A 17,750-nucleotide genomic window follows, 5' to 3' on the forward strand; every position below is an offset into this window, starting at 1 on the left:
TGATATCACCATCACCTTTAAAGGTGCAAAATATCCTTCACAAATGGAATCGTCAGCTTGCGCTGGGCCACTATCGAAGCGTGATCTAACTGATTCAATGCCATAAACAGGGTCCGCATTTCTCTGTCTAATCTTTTCAGTAAAAAGCGCCCTACATCTTCCGGCAATTCAAAACCGCGTAACTTCGCTCGCAATTGCAAGGCTTGTAATTTCTCATCATCGGAAAGCGGTTGTAATTTATAAATTTGCCCCCAATCCAGACGAGAAGCCAAATCAGGTAACTTAAGATTAATCTGGCGAGGTGGCCGATCGCCGCTAATAAGCAAACAAGTGCGGCCAATCTCCAGAATGCGATTATAAAGATTAAAAATCGCCATTTCCCACTCTTCATCACCAGCAATACTCTCAATATTATCGATACAAACCAGTGATAAGTGTTCCATGCCATCAAGCACCTCAGGGATAAAATAGGCACGTTTATCCAGCGGAACATAACCCACAGCTTCATCTTTCAGGGACAATTCAGCACAGGCGGCATGCAACAAATGACTTCGGCCCCCACTATCACGGGACCAGAAATAAATATAGCTGCCATGCGGCTGATTAATGGCCAATTTGATTGCAGCTAACAGGGTGGCATTTTCCCCCGGAAAGAAACTGGCAAAAGTTTCATCATCGGGAAGATACAAAGGTAACGAAAGCTGCGATGGTGTGTTCAGAAGCACCTCAAACAGAGCTGGTAATAAACGCCAACAAGTTTATCACAGAAAATAGTTGTAAATGAACTGTATAGGTAAATAATAAAAAAACTATTTTTAGGATTCAATAAGTTAAATCCTTTTCAGGCTCAGAAGCGCATAATATCTCGTCATAGCACAGAACAGACCGCAAACGCCTATAAAATATTCTACATGTAACAACATGAAAAATTTAAGTTTTCAGTCCTATGTTATTTAAGAAAAAGCTATCAGATAGTGAGTTTTATTCATTCTTAGCAGAGATCAATGTAATCGCTCTTTACTGATAACAAAAAGGCGATGATAGTGATAATCCTTGTCATGGCCCCAGCAATAGTTAGCCCAGGTTACATAGAAGTCATCCCATGAGGTAATCAGGCTCAGTGGACGCTCCTCTTTGGTGCCATCAGAAACATACACATGATAGCCATTAATACTGATAGCCCAAGCAATCATACGTTCCCAAAACCTACGTCCATCTAGCGTTTGCTCACTGTCAGACACAATGATGGAGTATCTTTCAAGGAAAAACCTAAAAAACTCTTGTGGCAAACCTCTCACTGCCCCGTCATGTTGAGGAAGAACTGTACACCACACCAGTATCTGTGTGCATGTTTTCTTCGATGGAACAATATGTTCCATGAATTCGAGCTTTACCACGTAAACCGTCTCCGGCATATCTGCATCAGTCACCAATCTATATTGATTGCCAGAAACAGATGCCAGCAAACGGTAACCATATGGCGTAACAAATCCAGGCAGAGAAAAGTCTTGCACCCCGCGTTCAATGAAAGCTTGGGTGTGTTCTACATTTTTCTCTGTCATGTTAAGTTTGATATCGAAATCTGATTCAGAGATTAACTTTAGCATTGCTTCATCACTAGTTGCCAATACTTACTGTATCCAAACATTCACCCTTATTCCATCAGTGAAAAATCTCGCTGCAACATCCTATACAACCTAAAATTTTCACACTCTGTACAATACAAACGAAGATCACACTCTATCGCTATTCCTTAAACTATTCTTGATTAATATGCGAACAAAATCGCAACATATTTAACATAAGTTGCTAGTCTTAATAAACAGTGAAAGTTCTCATCAACCACTTATCCCATAAGAAACGATATAACAAACTGGAGACTGAACAATGAAAAAAATCCTATTGTGTTGTGCGGCCGGTATGTCCACCAGCATGCTAGTACAACGCATGCAGGCAGAAGTGATAAAACGGGCATTGGACATTGAGATCAAGGCTGTTCCCACGGTTGAATTAGAACACCTGATAGCCGACGCTGACGTTATTTTACTCGGCCCACAGGTGAGATATCAATTGGCCCATTTTTCCGCTATTGCCAAACCACTCGGTAAACCAATAGACGTTATTGACATGATGGATTATGGCACTCTTCGTGGTGATAAGGTTCTCGATAAGGCATTAAGCCTGTTGGAATAAACAATTTCATCATCACGCGGAGTACCCTCATGAGTCTCTATACCTCTTTTATGCGTGTCTTAGAAAACCACATTATCCCGTTTGCCGGGCGAATCGGTAACCAGCGGCATATTACAGCAATGCGTGACGGCTTTATCTCAGCCATGCCATTTTTGATCATCGGCAGCATGATGTTAATTGTGGCAAATCCCCCCTTCGATTTACAGACTACATCCTCATTCGGCCAGGCTTGGTTATCCTTTGCCAAAACTCACTGGGACACCATCACAATGCCTTACTTTATGACGATGGGATTAATGAGTGTCTTTGTTTCGGTCGGTACCGCCTACAGTTTAGCTAAATCCTACGGTCTGGACGGGTTAACTTCGGCTTTACTATCACTCATGGCGTTTTTGCTAGCAGCAGCACCACAAATAGAAAACAAAATAGCACTCGATTTCCTCGGTGGCGCAGGTGTATTTACCGCATTAATTTGCGCTATCTGGTCAGTTGAACTAACACGTTTACTAAAAAAATATAACATCACCATCCGAATGCCAACACAAGTGCCACCAGCCATTGCCCGTTCTTTTGAACTTCTATATCCAGTCATAGGTATCTTGTTAACCGTTTATCCTGCCAGCTTGCTATTACAGAGTGAATTCAATCTACTTATTCCCGCAGCCATAATGCAGATGTTCCAACCCCTCATTTCCGTCGGTGATACTCTGCCTGCCATTATACTGGCGCTACTCATTGCTAACTTACTGTGGTTTGCCGGTATTCATGGCGCCAACATTGTCACTGGCTTGATGGCCCCTATTTTTATGGCAAATATTGCTACCAATGCAACATTAATGGCCCACGGTACTGCTGCAACACAAATTCTCACCGATCCTTACTGGGCGTTTTATATCTGTATTGGCGGCTCTGGTTCTACGTTGGTTCTGGCGATTCTGTATCTGCGCAGCCGCTCTATACATTTGCGTACTATCGGAAAATTGAGCGTGGTTCCATCCATATTCAATATTAACGAACCACTGCTGTTTGGTTCACCGATTGTGATGAATCCGACCTTATTTATTCCACTATTGGTTGTGCCACTGGTCAATGCAGTATTGTCCTACAGCGTCCTGCATCTTGATCTGGTGCATAAAATGGTCGCCATTTCGCCCTGGACTACGCCGGCACCCATCGGCGCAATGATTTCCGCCGCTTGGGATTATCGGGCGGCAGTGCTAGTTATCATACTCACGATAATCGATCTCTTTATCTGGTATCCCTTCTTCAAAATTTATGAAAAACAATTGATCGACGAAGAAAATAAACAGCAAGAAAACACAGCATCCACAGGTGTAGAAACTCAATCCCAACCCTAATTTTCGGAGGATTTACACATGGATTTAGAACAAGCTATTGATTTAGAAAAAACTATTGATTTAGAAAAAACTATTGATTTAGAAAAAACTATTGTAGAACTGCTGGTTTATGCCGGAAGCGCACGCAGTCATGCACTAATGGCATTACAACATGCCAGAAACGGTGATTTTCAAACAGCACAAACACTGATGGCTGAATCTCAACAGGCGATCAAAGAAGCACACACCATTCAGACTACCCTAATTGGATTAGATGAAGGCTGCGGTAAATTACCTGTCAATCTCATCACCGTCCATGCGCAAGATCATTTAATGAACGCAATGGTTATTCAAGATCTTGCCAGCGATATGATTGAACTCTATCGCCGAATGTCATCACAAGAGGAAAAAACATGAAACAAATCAAAATAGCCATTATTGGTGGCGGTAGCAGCTACACACCTGAATTAGTCGAAGGGCTTATTCAACATAAAAAAGAGATTCCACTATCTGAACTGGCACTAGTTGACATTGACAGTGGAAAACAGAAAGTAGAAATTATCGCCGCGCTTACTCGCCGTATGTTAGCTCGTTACGGCATGGAACACGTTATTGTCAGCGTCCATTTCACACCAGATAACGCCATTCGCGGTGCCAATTTTATTTTAACTCAACTACGGGTCGGTCAGCTTCCGGCTCGCGTTGCGGACGAGCGTCTGGGGCTAAAATATGGCTTGATCGGTCAGGAAACTACTGGCGTAGGTGGCTTTGCCAAAGCATTACGCACCATCCCCGTATTGCTAGATATTGCCCATAAAGTTGAGCAACTTGCACCCGACGCATGGATTATTAACTTCACCAATCCAGCCGGGATCGTTACCGAAGCGATTTCCCGCTATAGCAAAGCAAAAATTATCGGCCTATGTAATGTCCCGGTTACCATGCATCACATGATAGCGAATATGCTACAACGCCCTTATCAGGACGTGCAGTTACACTTTGCCGGGCTGAATCATATGGTCTGGGTACATCAAGTACTGGTTTCAGGTCAGGATAAAACTCAACAGGTACTTGATATGCTATGCAATGGTGCAATCTTAACCATGAATAATATTCAAGAAGCACCCTGGCCCCCGCCGCTACTCAAGGCACTAGGCGCCATCCCCTGCCCTTATCATCGCTACTTCTACCAAACCCGCAATATGTTACAGGAGGAGCGCGAGGCTGCGTTCGAGCAAGGCACACGAGCAGAACAGGTCATGAAAGTAGAACAGGAACTATTTGAACTGTATGCGGATCCAGAACTCGATCACAAGCCAGAACAACTCAGTTTCCGCGGTGGTGCATTCTATTCTGAGGTTGCACTGGATCTGATTTGCGCCATCCATAACAATCTCAATAGTCAATTGGTGGTCAATACCACAAACCACGGCGCTATTCGAGGTTTACCGGACGATGCTGTCATTGAAACTAATTGTATTATTAATGCAGAAGGTGCCCACCCGCTGACGTTCGGCCGCCTGCCTGACAGTATGTATGCTCTAACACAACAGATAAAAACCTATGAACGCTTAACGATCAAAGCAGCGATTCATGGCGATCGCAATGCTGCACTGTTGGCACTGATCACCAACCCGCTGGTTGCCGATATAGACATTGCTTCACCACTATTGGATGACGTATTAACGATAAACCGTGATTATCTGCCACAATTTCAATGAATAAGCGGTACCTGATCAGTTAATTTGAAATCAGAACAAACATAAAATTAAAGCGATATCTGTTACTTCTGACTAATAGATATCGCTAACTGACTTTGTAACCTCTTTTTTTTGCGGCGCCGTACGCATTTATCTTTCACATTAATGCACAAGAAACTTGACTTATTTGATATTTGTAACTACTGTTAGTTACATTATTGAGGGAAAGGAAGAGTACATGAGCAAAGCAGAGAAACTGATAGAAAAGTTTCTTAATAGCCAAAAAACTTTTGAATGGTCTGAACTTGTTGTGTTATTAAGCCTATTAAACTATGAGAAACAAGAAAAGCAAGGTTCGAGGGTACGATTCTTCAATGAATCATTGAATCACACGATTTTAATGCACCGCCCTCATCCTGAAAATTACATTAAAGGTGGTACACTAAAAGCCGTGAAACAGACTTTAAAAGAAGTGGGGTTGATATGAAATATTTAAAATATAAAGGTTATTTAGGTACAATTGAATTTGACCTGGAAAACAATACTCTTTTTGGTAAATTGGAATATATCCGCGATTTAGTGACTTATGAAGCAAAAACAATTGCAGAATTGGAAAATGAATTTAAAATCTCGGTTGATTTGTATTTGCAAGACTGCAAGGAATTAAATAAGAATCCTGATATACCATATAAAGGGATTTTTAATGTTAGAGTTAATCCAGAATTGCATAGAAAAATTGCAGAACTAGCACTTGAAGAAGATGTGACGATTAACGCTTTCGTGAATCAAGCGCTAGAAAATGAAGTCAGTAAACATTATGTAGGGCCTTAATAGCCCCATCGGATTAATGATAAAAGTCTAGCTATCGGGACCAATTCTTTGATCTAATAGAGAAACTGGAAAATGGGTATCTTGATATACTAAAAGACCCCACACTAAACAAATCTGATACCCTAGATAATGGCTTTCTTTTGTATCTACTTAGTAGATACTCATACGGTTATAATGTATACCCTATGGATTTCAAGATGCATCGCGATGGCAAGGGAGCGAATCCCCGGGAGCATAGATAACTATGTGACCGGGGTGAGTGAGTGCAGCCAACAAAGAAGCAACTTGAAAGATGACGGGTATATATTTACTAGACATGAAGAAGCATTTATGGAGGCATAGATATGCGCACTCAAGCAGTTTTGCAAAAATGGGGAAACAGTATTGCTCTGCGATTATCGGGAAATCTGAAAACGATACCTAATTTTGAAGCGGGTGATATCGTAAACATTAACATCAGTGAAGAAGGATTAGTTATTCAAAAAGCCGTCAAGAAACGGTTGACCGAGTCTGATTTATTAAATGGCTTATCCGCTTACACTGCGCATGCTGATGAACTGGCAGCTCCGAATCACAAGGAACTTAATTACTGATGTTCGTACCTAAACGTGGTGGTATTTGCTTTCCTGATCTCCTCCACGGAATAAGATTAATTACTCAACCCATCCCCGCCCTGATTAAATCATTCAAAGCGGGGAAATGAATCGAATTTATTGCTTCAATTAATTATTTTGCTTAACAGACCCAACAGAAGATTCAATATACCGTTCTTCGGGACGGAAAACCGTGACCAAGCGGAAAATCAAACTCATACCGATACCAACAATCGTTGCCAGCGCCATACCTTTAAGTTCAGCAACACCGATATTAATTTTCGCCCCACTGACACCGATGATAAGAATAACGGAAGTCAGAATAAGATTTTGTGCTTTGTTGTAATCTACTTTGGAATCAATCAGCACCCGAATACCTGATGCACCAATCACCCCATAAAGCAACAGAGAAACACCGCCCATGACCGGAACCGGTACGGCCTGAATGGCCGCCGCCAATTTACCGACACAGGAGAGCAGAATCGCCAATACCGCAGCGCCGCCAATAACCCAGGTACTGTAAACTTTGGTAATTGCCATGACACCAATATTCTCGCCATAAGTCGTATTTGGCGTTGAACCAAAAAAACCGGAAATCACGGTTGAAAAACCATTTGCGAACATAGAACGGTGCAAACCCGGCTCTTTTAGCAAATCTTTCTTCACAATATTCGCCGTTACAACTAAATGACCAACATGCTCAGCGATAACCACCAGCGCCGCAGGCAAGATCGTCATAATAGCGAACCATTCAAAACGTGGTGTATAAAAAGTTGGCAATGCAAACCACGGTGCTTCACGTACCGGCGTCAGGTCAACTACCCCCATCAGGAACGCCAACGCATAACCTACCAATACGCCAATAAGAATCGGGATAATAGCCAGGAATCCACGGAACATCACTGAACCAAGAATGGTTACCGCCAGCGTTACCAGAGAAATAGTCAATGTTGTTGAATCAATATCGGCACCTTCCGCCGGACGCAAACCCGCCATATCTGCAGCAACACCGGCAAGTTCCAGACCGATAACCGCAACAATCGCCCCCATTGCCGCAGGTGGAAACAGCACATTAATCCAACTTCGCCCTGCTACCTTAACAATCAGTGAAACCAGACAAAACAGTACGCCACATAAAATAAAACCGCCCAAGGCTAATTCATATCCTAGAGGCAACAACAATAAGACCGGAGAAATAAAAGCAAAGCTCGATCCCAAATACGCCGGAACCTTTCCTTTACAAATCACCAGATATAACAATGTACCGATACCATTAAATAGCAGAACTGTCGCCGGGTTGATTTTAAACAAAATCGGCACCAATACCGTCGCACCAAACATAGCAAAAAGATGTTGGAAGCTGAGTGGAATGGTCTGTAAAAAAGGAGGCCGCTCATCTACCCCAATCGTGCGACGGGTCATCTTATTTATCCTCTTAATATTATCGCGTCAGGACCAAAAAAAGCCGACTCAACAGTCGGCTAACTTATTATTTCGTACCAAATATCTTATCGCCTGCATCCCCCAGGCCGGGCACAATGTATCCCTGTTCATTGAGTCTCTCATCAATAGAAGCTGTATACAGTTCCACATCAGGATGGGCTTTTTCCAACGCGGCAATACCTTCAGGAGCAGCCACCAAAACTAGCACTTTAATCGACTGACAGCCTGCTTTTTTCAATAAATCGATAGTTGCAATCATGGAACCACCGGTTGCCAACATCGGGTCAACCAACAGCGCCATACGTTCATCAATATTGGAAGCCAACTTCTGAAAATAAGGGACAGGTTCTAAGGTTTCTTCATTACGATAAACCCCTACGACGCTAATCCGGGCACTGGGAACATTCTCTAATACGCCATCCATCATCCCCAATCCCGCACGCAAAATAGGTACGACAGTTATTTTTTTACCTTTAATCTGCTCAACTACCACCGGACCACACCAGCCATCAATAGTGACTTTTTCTGTTTCTAAATCAGCAGTTGCTTCATAAGTCAAAAGGCTTCCAATTTCTGCGGCCAGTTCACGAAAGCGTTTGGTGCTGATATCATGCGCTCGCATCAGACCGAGTTTATGTTTAACAAGTGGGTGATTCACCTCAACGATCTTCATGGACCTCTCCTACTGTATGTCATGTCGCCAGCAGACAAAAAAACGGCGAGATTATACCGTCTTTTACCCATAACACCACTACCAATCCGTTGATTTTCATCAAACATAGCCCTAATTGCCGAGAACCGAGATCCTAAACAAGAGTCTCGCAAACGTTTGCTTAGACTGTTAGAATTGCTACTATTCTGTCTTAATTTATCAAACGCAACCGCCTTGGGGGCTTCGAGTGACCAACAAAACCTCTCTCAGTTATAAAGATGCCGGTGTCGATATCGACGCCGGTAATGCCTTAGTCAACCGTATTAAAGGTGTTGTAAAACAGACCCGTCGCCCAGAAGTAATGGGCGGTTTAGGTGGGTTTGGCGCTTTATGTGCATTACCACAAAAATACCGCGAGCCAATTCTGGTTTCTGGTACTGATGGTGTCGGCACCAAGTTGCGTCTGGCAATGGATCTCAAACGCCATGACACTATCGGCATTGACTTAGTTGCAATGTGCGTCAATGACCTGGTTGTTCAAGGTGCGGAACCCCTGTTTTTCCTTGATTACTATGCAACCGGGAAACTGGATGTTGATACGGCTGCCAGCGTTATCAGCGGTATCGCAGAAGGCTGTCAATTATCCGGCTGTGCTCTGGTTGGCGGCGAAACCGCAGAAATGCCGGGAATGTACCACGGTGAAGATTATGATGTTGCCGGTTTCTGCGTTGGCGTGGTTGAAAAATCAGAAATCATTGATGGCAGTAAAGTTCAGGCGGGTGATGCCTTGATTGCCCTCGCCGCCAGTGGCCCTCACTCAAACGGCTATTCTCTGATACGCAAAATTCTGGCCGTCAGCAACACCGATCCAGAAGCAACCGAGCTTGAAAGTAAATCATTGGCAGATCACCTACTCGCCCCGACAAAAATTTATGTGAAATCCCTTTTATCCTTGATTGAACAGGTTGATATTCACGCTATTGCTCATCTAACCGGTGGCGGTTTCTGGGAAAATATTCCGCGTGTCCTGCCTGAAAATACCCAAGCACAGATTAACGAATCCAGTTGGCAATGGCCGGCCATATTTAACTGGCTGCAACAGACAGGCAATGTCAGCCGTCATGAAATGTACCGTACATTCAACTGTGGTGTTGGAATGGTGATTGCCTTACCACCAACAGCCGTTGAACAGGCGATTGAATTACTCACTGCTGCCGGTGAGAAAGCCTGGCAAATCGGCACTATCGCGACACTGAAAGAGGGTGAACAACAGGTTGTCATTCAATGAAAAATATCGTTGTACTCATCTCTGGCAGCGGCAGCAATCTCCAAGCGGTGATTGATGCCTGCCAGCAGAACAGAATCAATGGGCAGGTTTGCGCGGTATTGAGTAATACAGCAAATGCTTACGGTCTGTTACGCGCTAAACAGGCGGATATTCCCACCCATGTTATTAGCCCGAAAAACTATACAGATCGTCAGACTTATGATGAAGCGCTAAAACACACGATTGATCAGTATCAACCAGATTTGCTGGTCCTCGCGGGTTATATGCGTATTCTGACGCCAGATTTTGTGCAACATTATCTTGGCCGCCTGTTAAACATTCATCCTTCTCTGTTACCCAAATATCCTGGTCTGCATACTCACCGCAAAGCAATAACAAATGGAGATACAGAACACGGCACTTCCGTCCATTTTGTAACAGAAGAGTTGGATGGCGGCCCGGTAATCTTACAAGCTAAAGTTCCTATTTTTGCCGGGGATCAGGAGAATGAGGTTGTTAAACGGGTTCAGACTCAGGAACACAACATTTATCCATTAGTTATCAACTGGTTTATCGAAGGGCGCCTAAGTATGGTTAATGGCAAAGCGTATCTGGATGGAAAGATCCTCCCTCCAGAAGGCTATGCCGCAGAATAATCTATTTATACCCTATGGATTTCAAGATGGATCGCGGCGGCAAGGGAGTGCAGCCAACAAAGAGGCAACTTGAAAGATAACGGGTATATTAACGGCTAATTACAGTGCTGTGGTAACATACCCGGCACTGCGAACTATGATTAATTATGTTCCTTTTTTATTAAAAACACTGAGGTGTCAAATGTCTGGTGGTTCTCATACCTCACCTGTTAGGTTACGTCCCCTTGAGCGGGAAGATCTCCCTTTTGTCCATCAATTAGATAACAATGCTAGCGTCATGCGTTACTGGTTCGAAGAACCTTATGAAGCTTTCGTTGAACTGTGCGATCTCTATGACAAACATATTCACGACCAAAGCGAGCGCCGGTTTATTATCGCCAGTTCTGACGCCAAAGTGGGTTTGGTTGAATTAGTCGAAATCGACTATATCCATCGCCGGTCAGAATTTCAGATTATTATCGATCCCACCTATCAGGGCCAAGGCCATGCAACCAAAGCGGCAAAACTGGCAATGGAATATGCATTTTCCGTACTTAATCTGTATAAACTCTACCTGATTGTTGATAAAGAGAATGTCAAGGCCATTCACATCTATAATAAGCTAGGTTTCTATACTGAGGGCGAATTAATAGACGAATTCTTTATTAATGGCAGTTACCGCACCGCCATTCGCATGTGCGTTTTCCAACATCAATATTTTGCCTCCAAGGAAGATGAAAAAATGAGTCAGCAACTACTGACGAGAAGATAGCGATAAACGACGCCCCGTCGTATTCAAAGTTTCAATACTTTTACCTCAACACCTGGAGTAACAATGTCCCAAGACAGGCTCTATACCGATAAAGAACTTAGTTGGTTATCATTCAACGAACGTGTGCTTCAAGAAGCGGCGGATAAGAGCAATCCACTAATAGAACGGATGCGGTTCCTTGGTATTTACTCCAATAATCTGGATGAATTTTACAAAGTCCGTTTTGCTGATGTAAAACGACGAATATTAATTAATGAAGAACGAGGATCAGCCACCAGCGCCCGAAATGTATTGAAAAAAATTCAAGCTAAAGTGGCTAAAACCGATCAAGAATTTGATGTGCTCTATAATGAACTGTTATTAGAAATTGCTCGCAATCAAATTTTTCTCATCAATGAACGACAAATTTCCCCCAATCAACAAATCTGGTTACGCCAATATTTTCGTCAACATCTGCGGCCACACATTACACCAATTCTGATCAATCCAGAAACCAACCTGGTTGAATTTCTAAAAGATGACTACACTTATCTGGCAGTTGAAATTGTCCACAGCCAGAATATTCAATATGCACTATTGGAAATTCCGTCAGATAAGGTGCCACGTTTTGTTAACTTGCCGCCCGAAATGCCACACCGCCGCAAATCAATGATCCTGTTAGACAATATTATGCGTTATTGCCTTGATGAAATTTTCAAAGGCTTTTTCGATTATGATTCACTGAACGCCTATTCAATGAAAATGACCCGTGATTCTGAATATGATTTAGCAACAGAGATGGAATCAAGCTTGCTCGAACTCATGTCATCCACGCTGAAACAGCGGCTGACAGCGGAACCCGTAAGATTCGTTTATCAACGAGAAATGCCAGATGAAATGGTAGAATTACTGCGTAGCAAACTTGGCTTGTCAAACAATGACTCGGTGATTGCTGGCGGACGCTATCACAATTTTAAAGATTTCATTAAATTCCCCAATGAGGGGAAGAGAAACCTACTCAATAAACCTTTGCCAAGATTACGACACACTTGGTTTGATAATTTCCGCAATGGTTTTGATGCGATTCGTGAACAAGATGTGCTGCTCTATTATCCCTATCACACCTTTGAACACGTATTGGAATTATTACGTCAGGCGTCTTTCGACCCGAGTGTACTCTCCATCAAAATTAATATTTATCGAGTAGCAAAAGACTCCCGCATTATTGATTCCATGATCCATGCTGCCCATAACGGTAAAAAAGTGACCGTCGTGGTTGAATTACAGGCTCGATTTGATGAAGAAGCCAATATTCATTGGGCCAAACGGCTCACCGAAGCGGGTGTACATGTTATTTTCTCAGCACCGGGACTAAAAATTCACGCAAAACTGTTTGTTATTTCCCGTCTGGAAGGTGAAGAAATTGTTCGCTATGCCCATATTGGTACCGGTAATTTTAATGAAAAAACCGCTCGCCTCTACACCGACTACTCCTTGTTGACCGCAAATCCCAAAATTACTAACGAAGTGCGCCGGGTATTCAACTTTATTGAAAATCCCTACCGCCCGGTCAAATTTGAAAACCTGATGGTTTCGCCGCAAAATTCCCGCGCAATGCTCAACCAGCTTATTTCACAGGAAATCGCCAACGCCAGCGCGAATAAGCCCGCAGGTATTATGTTAAAGATTAATAATCTGGTTGATAAAGAGCTGGTGGACCGCCTATACGACGCTTCGGAAGCAGGGGTAAAAATACGCCTACTGATACGTGGTATGTGTTCACTGGTGCCCAGCCAGCCAGGATTTAGCGAAAATATTCAGATCACCAGTATCGTTGACCGTTTCCTCGAACATGATCGGGTTTACGTATTCACTAATGACGGAGACGAAAAAGTCTTTCTCTCGTCTGCTGATTGGATGACCCGTAATATCGACTACCGAATTGAAGTTGCGGTTTGCCTGCTTGATCCACAATTGAAACAACGGGTACTGGATATTCTCGAATTACAATTCAACGATACAGTAAAAGCCCGTTACGTCGATAAAGAGCTGAGCAATAGTTATGTGCTACGGGGCAATAAGCGGAAAATCCGGGCACAACTGGCTATTTATGACTATCTAAAAGCCCTCGAACAACCTGAACCAAGAGCTTAATTTATGCCGCTAACACATGACAAGCCGACGCCCAGACCAATAGAAATTGCGGCTATTGATCTAGGTTCAAATAGTTTTCATATGATTATCGCACGAATTGTCAACGATGCATTTCAGATTTTAGGTCGCTTAAAACAACGGGTCCATCTGGCCGACGGTCTTGATAACAACAATCAATTAAGCGAAGAAGCAATAACACGCGGTCTTGCCTGTCTGGCTTTATTTGCTGAACGGTTACAAGGCTTTCCTGCTGATAACGTTTGTCTGGTGGGCACTCACAGCTTACGTGAAGCCAGCAATGCCAAAGAATTTATTAAACGCGCTAAAGAGGTTATCCCCTACCCGATTGAAATTATTTCCGGCCATGAAGAAGCTCGTCTGATCTATATGGGGGTAGAACATACACAACCAGAAAAAAACCGTAAACTGGTGATTGATATTGGCGGCGGCTCCACTGAACTGGTCATTGGTGAAAATTTTGAACCATTATTGGTAGAAAGCCGCCGAATGGGATGCATTAGTTTCGCCCACCAATTCTTTCCTGATGACGAAATTAGCGCAGAAAAATTCCGCCGAGCGCGGCTTGAAGCTGCACAAAAACTGGAAAATCTCTCATGGCAGTACCGCATCACTGGCTGGAATTCAGCGCTTGGGGCATCCGGGACCATTAAAGCGGTGTATGAAGTGCTGGTCGCCATGGGGGAAAAGGACGGATTAATCACCCCTGAACGGCTGGAGATGTTGGTCAAAGAAATACTCAAATTCAAGAAATTAAAAACCCTCGACTTACCCGGACTAGCGGATGATCGTAAACACTTTTTTATTCCTGGTTTGGCTATCTTATGCGGTATATTCGATACCCTGCATATAAAAGCATTACAACTCTCAGATGGTGCGCTACGTGAAGGCGTTTTATATGAAATGGAAGGCCGTTTCCGTCATCAAGATATCCGCCAGAGAACCGCAAGAAGCCTGGCTGAGCACTATAATATCGACCGAGAACAGGCAAAGCGTGTACTTAATACGACTGAAACACTTTACCAACAGTGGGCAATCCAGAACCCTAAACTAGTGCAACCACAACTCGAAGCGATTTTACACTGGGCGGCAATGTTACACGAAGTTGGATTAAGTATTAACTTAAGCGGATTACAGCGACACTCTGCCTATATTCTGCAAAACACCAACTTACCCGGCTTTAATCAGGAACAGCAATTACTGCTGGCAACCTTAGTTCGCTGTCATCGTAAAACCATAAAACTGGATGATTTGCCAAGATTCAATTTATTCAAGAAAAAACAGTATCTGCCATTAATTCAAATCCTACGTCTGGCAACTTTACTCAATAATCAACGCCAATCCACAACCATCCCTGAATCACTCAGACTAGTTACTGATGATAGTCATTGGGCGCTCTACCTGCCTTACAACTATTTATCAGCAAACACCCTGATGCAGCTTGATCTGGAAAAAGAGCAAGGTTACTGGCATAACGTTACGGGTTGGCAATTAGAAATAGCCGAGGAATCAATATAAAGATGCCAAACCATTTTCTGATTTTATTTGGCCGTTTCATTTACTCATCCATAGCGGCATTAGAGCATCATCAGCAAAATAAAAAGGTCATAATAGAGAAAGGTGAAAATCATCAAATGAAATAATCAACTTAATGCAGATTATCATTAATCAATGTCATTACCTCACTGTTCCCCCGAATTCTTCGGGGAAACAAGCTATTATATACCCTATGGATTTCAAGATGCATCGCGGCGGCAAGGGAGCGAATCCCCGGGAGCATAGATAACTATGTGACCGGGGTGAGTGAGTGCAGCCAACAAAGAAGCAACTTGAAAGATGACGGGTATAAATGTCATAATTTCAAAAGAATGACACCGGCTATAATTATCACAATACCCATCCACTGAATGCGGCTCAACCGCTCTCCACGAATAAAAAAACCTAATAACGCGGTGACGCCACTTGCCAATGAACTCAGAACGGTAACAACGGCAACATGTCCCGTGGCAGAACCGTAAGCTAATGAAGCAAACCCAATCAGACTAAAGAAACTAATTGAAAAAACCAGAGCAATAATTGAAATCGGCGGTAATGATAAATTTCCTTTTTTTAATAGCGTGAGAAATAAAACCACCACAGCGGTTAAATAGTAAACCCATAATGCATTGATAACCCCCAGATCTCTAACAGCAAATTCTCCTTGCAGCCAGAAGCCTAACCCAAACATCAGTGAAGACAAAAGTGCAAAGAAAATTGAACCAGATGATTCTCGTTGTCCATCTTTTGATTTCGGAATACTGGTTAGACAGGCACCAGCAACACAAATAAATAGACTAAACAAAACCAAAACGGTCATTGGTTTCCCATTTATCAGTGACAAAATCGTGGTAACCGCACCATAAAGCGAAACAATCGGCGCGACAATCGAAGCTTTACCGATTGATAATGCTTTAAGCAGAAACACCATTGCCATTAAATTACAAACCGAAGCAACAACACAGAGGGTCAATTGAAAAAAGCTTGCATTAACAAACGACATCTCAAAATAAAAAAACAGCAACAACGATAAAACAAAAAAACCAAATAGCTGACTATAGAATAAAGATTTAGCAACGCCGACTTTTCTTGCGACTTGCCCTGCCAAAAAATCCGTACTTCCCCAACATAATGCTGAAATCAACCCCATCAGAATCGCCATAGTGATAATCTCTCATTAATTCGTTATTAACTGAACGCTATTAGCAATACGTGTCGCATTTTCCATCGCTTCCTCACAGCTATCACCATAAGCCAGAACATAACCGACAATAGAACCAAAGTTTTTATTTTTCGATGAACTTTTACTTTTTAATGAAATAGCAAAAGGCGTTTTTTTAAACCCTGCGGAGATGAAATAAGGGATATCAGCATCTATTCTGATATCATTGACAACCCCCTCACCACGATAAAAAACAAATGCATCAGCGACAAATGGATAAACTATTTCCGACGCTGGTAATATAGAACTTTCGATACCACAAACAAAATCGACCAAGTATTTGACCATATTAATCCCAGAGGTCATGAATATCTGTTGAGCCGCTCTGGCACCTGCTATGCGCAAATTGATTTCAACTAATATTGGCCCACGAGAGGTATAAATAAATTCTACATTTATTGCACCACCCCGTAATCCCAAAGCAGCTAGCCACTCCTTAACAAGCTTACAAGCCATTGCAAACTCAAATTCAGGCAGTTCAGCAGGATGAGATAAACCGATCATACACAGGTCATCGTCAGGAGAAACGAAAATTCTATTGATACCAATTAAATGCCATTCATCATGACTATAAATTAATTCTGCCCCATAAAAATTTCCCTGCAAGAACTCTTCTATCAAGAACTCTTCATTGACTTTACCGAGCATTGACATTGTGCCATGAGATGAAATTTCTGAAACCACATGGTGGTAATCATCTTGAGATTTACAAAGTGATACCCCATAAGCCCCCGCATCACGAAGTGGCTTAATCACAAACGGAAAAGGAACCTTAGGATTTTCTGGAATATTATTATAAGAAAAAACCGCGTAAGCAGGTTGCTCATAACCATGTTGTGCCAGAATATCCCTGACATTCTTCTTACTAAATGCATTCCTCAAACCATTTATATCCGGGTGAGGTAAACCGAATTCTACTGCTACTTCAGACGCCACAATCATAAAATCATCATAGCAACCTAGGATTGCAGCAACAGGAATACGGGTATCTTTAATTAAATTAATAATATCGGTACTATTTCTCGTATCAACATAATAAATATTATCAAATAATTCCTTTCTTAAATCATCATATAATCCTTTATTCATTGATTCCATTGAAGTCAATAACACGGGAGAAAACCCCAAATCTCTAATATAATCAATTGCCGAGCATTCAACCGGTCTTGCTTCAATAAAAATAAAAACACTCATATCTACCCCATCGTTAGTTGATATTTATTAATTTATGATGCTTTCTTCATTCCTGAAATTATCTAACTTTACTTAATAATAAAAAATTTCATTAAAATTAAGACAACCTAATCATCATGTATAGTTCCAACTAAGATGACTTTCAAATAAAAAAACCGTCAGAATACAACCAGACTCAGCGCTTTAATACATAACCAATTAAATAATCACAGGAATTTTTTCAT

General features: G+C 42.3%; 20 protein-coding genes. 14 read left to right on the plus strand and 6 right to left on the minus strand.

The genetic code is table 11. The features are described 5' to 3' along the window. Positions 1–17: 17 nt before the first annotated feature. Entirely contained in the window at positions 18–725 is a 708-nt protein-coding gene (gene hda, locus AACQ38_RS06255) for a DnaA inactivator Hda (RefSeq protein ID WP_011146972.1), read from the minus strand. A gap of 276 nt (positions 726–1,001) precedes the next feature. Continuing rightward, positions 1,002–1,607, minus strand: a complete 606-nt coding sequence (locus AACQ38_RS06260) for a hypothetical protein (RefSeq protein ID WP_165577739.1) — start codon at positions 1,605–1,607, stop codon at positions 1,002–1,004. A 280-nt stretch (positions 1,608–1,887) separates the two neighbouring features. Between AACQ38_RS06260 and AACQ38_RS06265 the strand changes: the two genes are divergently transcribed. The 8 genes from AACQ38_RS06265 (at position 1,888) to AACQ38_RS06300 (ending at position 6,654) form a co-directional block, all read left to right on the plus strand. Then, the gene (locus AACQ38_RS06265) at positions 1,888–2,193 is read left to right on the plus strand and encodes a PTS sugar transporter subunit IIB (protein ID WP_011146974.1); all 306 of its coding nucleotides are present in this window, start codon (positions 1,888–1,890) and stop codon (positions 2,191–2,193) included. Positions 2,194–2,222: 29 nt separating this feature from the next. After that, positions 2,223–3,551 carry a PTS cellobiose transporter subunit IIC gene (locus tag AACQ38_RS06270; protein WP_011146975.1) on the plus strand — a complete coding sequence of 443 codons (1,329 nt, stop codon included), beginning with the start codon at positions 2,223–2,225 and terminating at the stop codon, positions 3,549–3,551. Between the two features lie 18 nt (positions 3,552–3,569). Continuing rightward, positions 3,570–3,947: a PTS lactose/cellobiose transporter subunit IIA gene (locus AACQ38_RS06275; RefSeq protein ID WP_207631794.1), complete on the plus strand. Its 378-nt coding sequence runs from the start codon at positions 3,570–3,572 to the stop codon at positions 3,945–3,947. Continuing rightward, on the plus strand, positions 3,944–5,251 hold the full coding sequence (locus AACQ38_RS06280; RefSeq protein ID WP_165577690.1) for a 6-phospho-beta-glucosidase: 1,308 nt from the start codon (positions 3,944–3,946) through the stop codon (positions 5,249–5,251). Before AACQ38_RS06275 ends, AACQ38_RS06280 begins: the two co-directional genes overlap by 4 nt. Positions 5,252–5,468: 217 nt before the next feature. Then, positions 5,469–5,717: a type II toxin-antitoxin system HicA family toxin gene (locus AACQ38_RS06285; protein WP_036777623.1), complete on the plus strand. Its 249-nt coding sequence runs from the start codon at positions 5,469–5,471 to the stop codon at positions 5,715–5,717. Then, positions 5,714–6,061 carry a type II toxin-antitoxin system HicB family antitoxin gene (locus AACQ38_RS06290; protein ID WP_011146978.1) on the plus strand — a complete coding sequence of 116 codons (348 nt, stop codon included), beginning with the start codon at positions 5,714–5,716 and terminating at the stop codon, positions 6,059–6,061. Before AACQ38_RS06285 ends, AACQ38_RS06290 begins: the two co-directional genes overlap by 4 nt. Positions 6,062–6,235: 174 nt before the next feature. Further along, a complete protein-coding gene (locus AACQ38_RS06295; protein WP_207631795.1) occupies positions 6,236–6,403 on the plus strand; it encodes a hypothetical protein in 168 nt (55 codons plus the stop codon). Between the two features lie 2 nt (positions 6,404–6,405). Then, positions 6,406–6,654, plus strand: coding sequence for an AbrB/MazE/SpoVT family DNA-binding domain-containing protein (locus tag AACQ38_RS06300; RefSeq protein WP_113025623.1), 249 nt, complete (start codon positions 6,406–6,408; stop codon positions 6,652–6,654). Between the two features lie 129 nt (positions 6,655–6,783). Here AACQ38_RS06300 and uraA read toward each other — a convergent pair whose 3' ends face one another. Next, positions 6,784–8,076, minus strand: coding sequence for a uracil permease (gene uraA / locus AACQ38_RS06305; protein WP_165577692.1), 1,293 nt, complete (start codon positions 8,074–8,076; stop codon positions 6,784–6,786). A gap of 67 nt (positions 8,077–8,143) precedes the next feature. Next, positions 8,144–8,770, minus strand: coding sequence for a uracil phosphoribosyltransferase (gene upp, locus AACQ38_RS06310; protein ID WP_011146979.1), 627 nt, complete (start codon positions 8,768–8,770; stop codon positions 8,144–8,146). Between the two features lie 226 nt (positions 8,771–8,996). Between upp and purM the strand changes: the two genes are divergently transcribed. From purM to AACQ38_RS24020, 6 genes are all read left to right on the plus strand, one after another. Continuing rightward, positions 8,997–10,037, plus strand: a complete 1,041-nt coding sequence (gene purM, locus AACQ38_RS06315; RefSeq protein ID WP_011146980.1) for a phosphoribosylformylglycinamidine cyclo-ligase — start codon at positions 8,997–8,999, stop codon at positions 10,035–10,037. After that, entirely contained in the window at positions 10,034–10,672 is a 639-nt protein-coding gene (gene purN, locus AACQ38_RS06320) for a phosphoribosylglycinamide formyltransferase (RefSeq protein ID WP_165577693.1), read from the plus strand. The genes purM and purN overlap by 4 nt, the downstream gene beginning before the upstream one ends. Positions 10,673–10,853: 181 nt before the next feature. Further along, on the plus strand, positions 10,854–11,423 hold the full coding sequence (speG, locus tag AACQ38_RS06325) for a spermidine N1-acetyltransferase (RefSeq protein ID WP_058588425.1): 570 nt from the start codon (positions 10,854–10,856) through the stop codon (positions 11,421–11,423). 63 nt (positions 11,424–11,486) lie between these two features. Next, entirely contained in the window at positions 11,487–13,556 is a 2,070-nt protein-coding gene (gene ppk1 / locus AACQ38_RS06330) for a polyphosphate kinase 1 (RefSeq protein WP_011146983.1), read from the plus strand. Positions 13,557–13,559: 3 nt separating this feature from the next. Beyond that, positions 13,560–15,092: an exopolyphosphatase gene (gene ppx, locus AACQ38_RS06335; protein ID WP_011146984.1), complete on the plus strand. Its 1,533-nt coding sequence runs from the start codon at positions 13,560–13,562 to the stop codon at positions 15,090–15,092. A 2-nt stretch (positions 15,093–15,094) separates the two neighbouring features. Beyond that, positions 15,095–15,217, plus strand: coding sequence for a YfgG family protein (locus AACQ38_RS24020; protein WP_165577694.1), 123 nt, complete (start codon positions 15,095–15,097; stop codon positions 15,215–15,217). A gap of 209 nt (positions 15,218–15,426) precedes the next feature. Here the strand turns inward: AACQ38_RS24020 and AACQ38_RS06340 are convergent, their stop codons facing one another. Together AACQ38_RS06340 and AACQ38_RS06345 are read right to left on the minus strand one after the other, a co-directional pair. Beyond that, entirely contained in the window at positions 15,427–16,260 is an 834-nt protein-coding gene (locus AACQ38_RS06340) for a DMT family transporter (protein ID WP_229008941.1), read from the minus strand. Between the two features lie 27 nt (positions 16,261–16,287). Beyond that, positions 16,288–17,526, minus strand: coding sequence for an ATP-grasp domain-containing protein (locus AACQ38_RS06345; RefSeq protein ID WP_165577695.1), 1,239 nt, complete (start codon positions 17,524–17,526; stop codon positions 16,288–16,290). Positions 17,527–17,750: the final 224 nt, after the last annotated feature.

Source organism: Photorhabdus sp. RW14-46, from assembly GCF_963887965.1.
GTDB lineage: Bacteria > Pseudomonadota > Gammaproteobacteria > Enterobacterales > Enterobacteriaceae > Photorhabdus > Photorhabdus laumondii.

Excerpts from the sequence above, each read along its gene's own strand:
- AACQ38_RS06260 (WP_165577739.1), bottom strand. The coding sequence starts at position 1,607 with ATGCTAAAGTTAATCTCTGAATCAGATTTCGATATCAAACTTAACATG.
- AACQ38_RS06265 (WP_011146974.1), top strand. The coding sequence starts at position 1,888 with ATGAAAAAAATCCTATTGTGTTGTGCGGCCGGTATGTCCACCAGCATG.
- AACQ38_RS06270 (WP_011146975.1), top strand. The coding sequence starts at position 2,223 with ATGAGTCTCTATACCTCTTTTATGCGTGTCTTAGAAAACCACATTATC.
- AACQ38_RS06275 (WP_207631794.1), top strand. The coding sequence starts at position 3,570 with ATGGATTTAGAACAAGCTATTGATTTAGAAAAAACTATTGATTTAGAA.
- AACQ38_RS06280 (WP_165577690.1), top strand. The coding sequence starts at position 3,944 with ATGAAACAAATCAAAATAGCCATTATTGGTGGCGGTAGCAGCTACACA.
- AACQ38_RS06285 (WP_036777623.1), top strand. The coding sequence starts at position 5,469 with ATGAGCAAAGCAGAGAAACTGATAGAAAAGTTTCTTAATAGCCAAAAA.
- AACQ38_RS06290 (WP_011146978.1), top strand. The coding sequence starts at position 5,714 with ATGAAATATTTAAAATATAAAGGTTATTTAGGTACAATTGAATTTGAC.
- AACQ38_RS06295 (WP_207631795.1), top strand. The coding sequence starts at position 6,236 with ATGTATACCCTATGGATTTCAAGATGCATCGCGATGGCAAGGGAGCGA.
- AACQ38_RS06300 (WP_113025623.1), top strand. The coding sequence starts at position 6,406 with ATGCGCACTCAAGCAGTTTTGCAAAAATGGGGAAACAGTATTGCTCTG.
- uraA (WP_165577692.1), bottom strand. The coding sequence starts at position 8,076 with ATGACCCGTCGCACGATTGGGGTAGATGAGCGGCCTCCTTTTTTACAG.
- upp (WP_011146979.1), bottom strand. The coding sequence starts at position 8,770 with ATGAAGATCGTTGAGGTGAATCACCCACTTGTTAAACATAAACTCGGT.
- purN (WP_165577693.1), top strand. The coding sequence starts at position 10,034 with ATGAAAAATATCGTTGTACTCATCTCTGGCAGCGGCAGCAATCTCCAA.
- speG (WP_058588425.1), top strand. The coding sequence starts at position 10,854 with ATGTCTGGTGGTTCTCATACCTCACCTGTTAGGTTACGTCCCCTTGAG.
- ppk1 (WP_011146983.1), top strand. The coding sequence starts at position 11,487 with ATGTCCCAAGACAGGCTCTATACCGATAAAGAACTTAGTTGGTTATCA.
- ppx (WP_011146984.1), top strand. The coding sequence starts at position 13,560 with ATGCCGCTAACACATGACAAGCCGACGCCCAGACCAATAGAAATTGCG.
- AACQ38_RS24020 (WP_165577694.1), top strand. The coding sequence starts at position 15,095 with ATGCCAAACCATTTTCTGATTTTATTTGGCCGTTTCATTTACTCATCC.
- AACQ38_RS06340 (WP_229008941.1), bottom strand. The coding sequence starts at position 16,260 with ATGGGGTTGATTTCAGCATTATGTTGGGGAAGTACGGATTTTTTGGCA.
- AACQ38_RS06345 (WP_165577695.1), bottom strand. The coding sequence starts at position 17,526 with ATGAGTGTTTTTATTTTTATTGAAGCAAGACCGGTTGAATGCTCGGCA.